Raw genomic sequence first — 4,681 nt, forward strand, 5'->3', positions numbered from 1 at the left:
GAATACTTTTTAATCTACTTTGGTAATAGTAATGAATAATAAAAGTAGTTATAGATGGTTTATCCTAATTGTTGGTGTGTTAGCGCAAGCAACATTTGCAATGGGTTTCGCAGGAATACCAGTAACAGGTATTTTGATGAGAGATGATTATCACTTTTCTCTCTTCAGTCTAGGAGTTGTTTTAGGTGCTATGGGGTTAGGAGTTGCTATCTCAGAAATATTTTGGGGAATGCTTACAGATAAACTTGGCGATAAAACAGTATTAATTCTTGGTTTATGGTTATCTGCAAGTGCTTTTACCTATATTTCATTCTTTTTGACACCAGAAAACAGTGAAGTTGTTAATTATTTGCACCTTAGTATCGCATTAATGGCTGCTGGTGCATTCGGTGGTAGCATTAACTCTTCTTCAGGGCGTACCGTCATGTCTTGGTTTGATGATACTGAACGTGGTTTCGCAATGAGTATTCGCCAAACCGCAATTCCTATAGGCGGAGCAATTGGAACAGGATTATTACCTTGGATAGCCTATTCTTATGGTTTTCAAATCACATTTATTATTTTGGCTATTACTGGGCTTTCTGTAGGTATTTTTGTATTAATTTTCGTTAATTCTAAACATGCTGAAATAAGAAATACTCATCCTACAAATTTCAACATAAAGTCACCTCTGAAAAAGATAGAAGTGTGGAAAGTAACACTTGCCGCAGGTTTTCTTACTGTACCACAAATGGCTGTACTAACTTTTGGTGGTGTTTATATGAAGGATATTTTACATATAAATTTATCCCTTATAGCGTTCATTCTCATCGGTGTTCAGATCGGTGGTGGTGCATTACGAATTTGGTCAGGTTATTACACTGATAAAAACAAGAATAGAATTCAATTAATAAAGCAACTGTCAGTTTTAGGGGGTATTTCTTCATTAATACTTTGCATTTTCGTAGACAGTACTATTCTTGGAATCATTTTACTTATTCTAACTGGGCTTTTTGGTCATGCTTGGCATGGTATTGCCTATACAGAAACCGCCGTTAAAGCTGGTGTTGAGCGAGCAGGCACAGCACTTGGTATGATTGGAACAACGGTGTTTATATCCTCATTTTTAACACCAATAATGATCTCCCGTATTTTAGATTACTATAACTGGACTATTGTTTGGGGTATTGTCGGTTTGTTAACGCTAGTTTCTCTTTTATGTCTCATAGATAATGAAAAATTAAAAAAACTCAAACTTAATAGTGAAATATAAATGTCTAAAAAAACCATCTCTCAAAAAATATGGGAATCTCATAGTGTAAAATCATTAGGAAAAGATGAAGTTTTACTTTATATCGATTTACATCTTCTCCATGAGATAAATACACCTCAAGCCTTTGAAAGCATAAATAATAAAAAAATAGCAGTACGAAGACCCGATAAAACACTAGCGACGGAAGATCACAATACCCCAACAACGTCTATTTTAGATATAGATGAAGATACAGCAACTTGGACTCAAATACGTTTACTCAGAGAAAATTGCAATAAACACGGAATAGAACAAAATAAGTTAGGTGATCATAACCAAGGCATCACACATGTCATTGCACCTGAACAAGGTAGAGTTTTACCTGGTTCTACCGTAGTTTGTTGTGATTCTCACACCACTACTCATGGCGCTTTTGGGGCACTTGCTTTTGGTATTGGAACAAGCCAAGTGGAGCATGTTCTCGCAACACAAACACTACGAGCCATTCCCTTTAGCTCTATGTGCATTGAAGTTAGTAAACAGCTTCCTGAAGGCACGAGCGCTAAAGACTTAGCCCTGACTATCATCAACCAAATTGGAACCGGTGGAGGCCAAGGCTATGTAATTGAATATCGAGGAGATGCCATCAAATCCCTTTCAATGGAACAAAGAATGACACTGTGTAATATGAGTGTAGAAGCAGGAGCCAGTGCAGGAATTATCTCTCCTGATGAAAAAACCATTGAATATTTAAAAAAAGCTTTTGCGCTGAAAGGAGAGCATATCGAACAAAAAACAATAGATATGTGGTTGTCATATGCTACTGATTCAGGTGCTGTCTTTGATAAATATATTGAAATCGATGCATCAACAGTAAGGAATAGAATTACCTGGGGTACTAATCCCTCTCAATCAGTACCTGTAGGAGAGCATATTCCTTTCCTAAAAGATATAAAAAATACAAGTGAGAATATTGCTGCAATACAAGCCTTAAAATATATGAAATTAAATGAAGGTCAAAATATTTCAACCTTAAAAATAACAAACGTTTTTGTCGGATCTTGCACTAATGGCCGTATAGAAGATTTAAGAATTGTTGCTGAAATTTTAAAAAATAATAAAGTTCATCATGATGTTCACATGCTAATTGTACCCGGTTCTATGGCCGTTCTCAGACAAGCTCTTGATGAAGAATTAGATAAAATATTTGAGGGCGCTGGTGCTGATTTTCGTTCGCTTTCAGGATGTTCTTTATGTGTTGGTTTAAATACCGATAAGTTAGATGCCAACAAAAGAACAGTATCGACAAGTAATCGTAATTTTGAGGGACGTCAAGGAACGGGGGTTCGTACACATATTGCTTCTCCTGCGATTGCTGCTGCTACTGCGATCCAAGGTTTTATCTCAACACCATCGGATATCGGAAAATAACATTATGATTCGAAATATTTATCGTGGCAGAGGTATGCCACTTGTTAAAAACAATATCGATACAGATCAAATTATGCCTGCCAGATTCTGTTATCGCCATACTCGACGTGGTCATGATAATTCTGTATTTGGTGATTGGCGTGAAGATGCTAATTTCATCATGAATAATCCAAACTACCAAAGAGCTACTATTCTTGTCACTGGACGTGAATTTGCAACAGGTTCTTCGCGTGAATATGCTGTTTGGGGATTAAAAGATTGGGGATTTAAAGTCATTATTGCTCCCAGTTTTGGTGATATTTTTTATAAGAACGCTTCTATTAACGATCTTTTACCAATAATATTGAATGAAAGTGATATTGAAATTATTTGGGAAATGCTTTTTGACGATTATTATATGGAAATATCTATCGATTTACACCACGAAATAGTTATTGCCAAAGATATAGAATTCAAGTTAACAATTGATCCTATTGTGAAAAAAAGATACATAGAAGACTTGGATGATATAAAAGACACTCTGACTTATTTACATACAATAGAAAAATTTGAAATTAATAACGAAAAATAACTATGAATACAATTACAATTATTGGAAGTGGTCCACGTGGAATGTCTGTTTTGGAGAGATTAGTTACACGCCTTAATGACAATCCGGAAAAGTATAATTTAGATATTATTCTTGTTGATTACCATAAAATAGGCCAAGGTAGAGTTTGGGATAGTTCACAAAGCGAAAATTATATCATGAATACTCTATCTACTGAAATATCAGCATTTTCAGGACATGGATCTATAGATGAAGCACGCCCAGGACATGGGCCATCTTTCGCTGAATGGTGGAGGAATGAATTTAATGATTTTGAAAAATATAAAGGATATGCTCCTCGTAAATATTACGGAAAATATTTAGAATTTGTTTATAAAACCATTAAAAAACACTTGCCTATTGGCATCAAACTCATCGAACGTAACGATTTAGTAGTAGATATAGAAAAAGATAATGACGGATACTATGTCGTTTCTAAAAACCATCTAAAATGGAAAAGTAATGCCATAATCCTTACTACTGGGCATTCTAAAAATGAATATTCAGATAAAATAAATAAACTATCTAATTTTGCTGAAAGAAGTACAGAAATTAATTTTTTTGGTAATGGTTATGCCAGTGAAATGGTATTCTCCAGCATAAAACCTAATGAAAACATTGGGATTATAGGGCTAGGATTATCATTTTTTGATATTATCTCAGAGCTTACAGAGGGTCGGGGAGGAAAATTCATTGAAAAAAATGGTGAGTTTATTTATCTTCCATCAAAATTAGAACCAAATTTATATTGTGGTTCCCGAAGTGGACTCCCTATTCTTGCCCGTGGAAAAAATGAAAAATCATCAGACTATAAACATGAACATAGAATATTTACTCTTTCTAAGGTAAAAAATCTAAGAAGTAGGAGAAAAAACAATTTAGATTTTATCGAAGATATCTGGAAACTTCTCGAATCTGAAGTTAACTATGTTTACTTCAATCAGATCATTATTAATGAAATAGGAATTAATTCATCTGAAAATTTTACTTCTACCATTGTCAATGAAAATATTGAAGATAGTAAAAAATTATCACTAATTGCATCTAAAATATTAGGAAGAGAAGTTTTATCTTTAAATCTAAAAACACTAGCTAGGCCTTTTAGTAAAAAGAAATTTGATAATATAGAAGAATGGGAAAATAGTCTAGTTTCGTTGTTAAGCGATGATTTATCTGAAGCTGAAAGAGGTAATATCAGCTCCCCTTTAAAATCAGCGCTAGATGTTTTAAGAAACTCAAGAGATAATATCAGAGCTGCAGTAGATTTTGGTGGTTTATCTCCTAATGATCATAAACTATTCTTATACGAATATTTACCCATTATTACTTTGCTATCTGCTGGCCCACCATTGTTTAGAATAAAACAATTAATTGCACTTATTAAATCAGGAGTTGTTACTATTATTCCTCCTAACATGGATATTTCATAT

Annotated in this window: 4 protein-coding genes; all 4 read left to right on the forward strand. The window is 34.0% G+C overall.

Features of this window, described 5'->3' with window-relative positions; genetic code table 11:
- The first annotated feature begins 31 nt into the window (after window positions 1–31).
- Window positions 32–1,252, forward strand: coding sequence for an MFS transporter (locus tag AACX68_RS05240; protein WP_228860766.1), 1,221 nt, complete (start codon window positions 32–34; stop codon window positions 1,250–1,252).
- Window positions 1,253–2,662, forward strand: coding sequence for a 3-isopropylmalate dehydratase large subunit (locus AACX68_RS05245; RefSeq protein WP_228860767.1), 1,410 nt, complete (start codon window positions 1,253–1,255; stop codon window positions 2,660–2,662).
- A gap of 4 nt (window positions 2,663–2,666) precedes the next feature.
- Window positions 2,667–3,233: a 3-isopropylmalate dehydratase small subunit gene (leuD, locus tag AACX68_RS05250; protein ID WP_228860768.1), complete on the forward strand. Its 567-nt coding sequence runs from the start codon at window positions 2,667–2,669 to the stop codon at window positions 3,231–3,233.
- 2 nt (window positions 3,234–3,235) lie between these two features.
- Window positions 3,236–4,681: FAD/NAD(P)-binding protein (locus tag AACX68_RS05255; protein WP_228860769.1), on the forward strand; the 1,446-nt coding region annotated here is incomplete at its 3' end.

Origin of the sequence: Xenorhabdus sp. PB61.4 (genome assembly GCF_963894935.1) — a bacterium.
GTDB classification, from domain to species: domain Bacteria; phylum Pseudomonadota; class Gammaproteobacteria; order Enterobacterales; family Enterobacteriaceae; genus Xenorhabdus; species Xenorhabdus stockiae.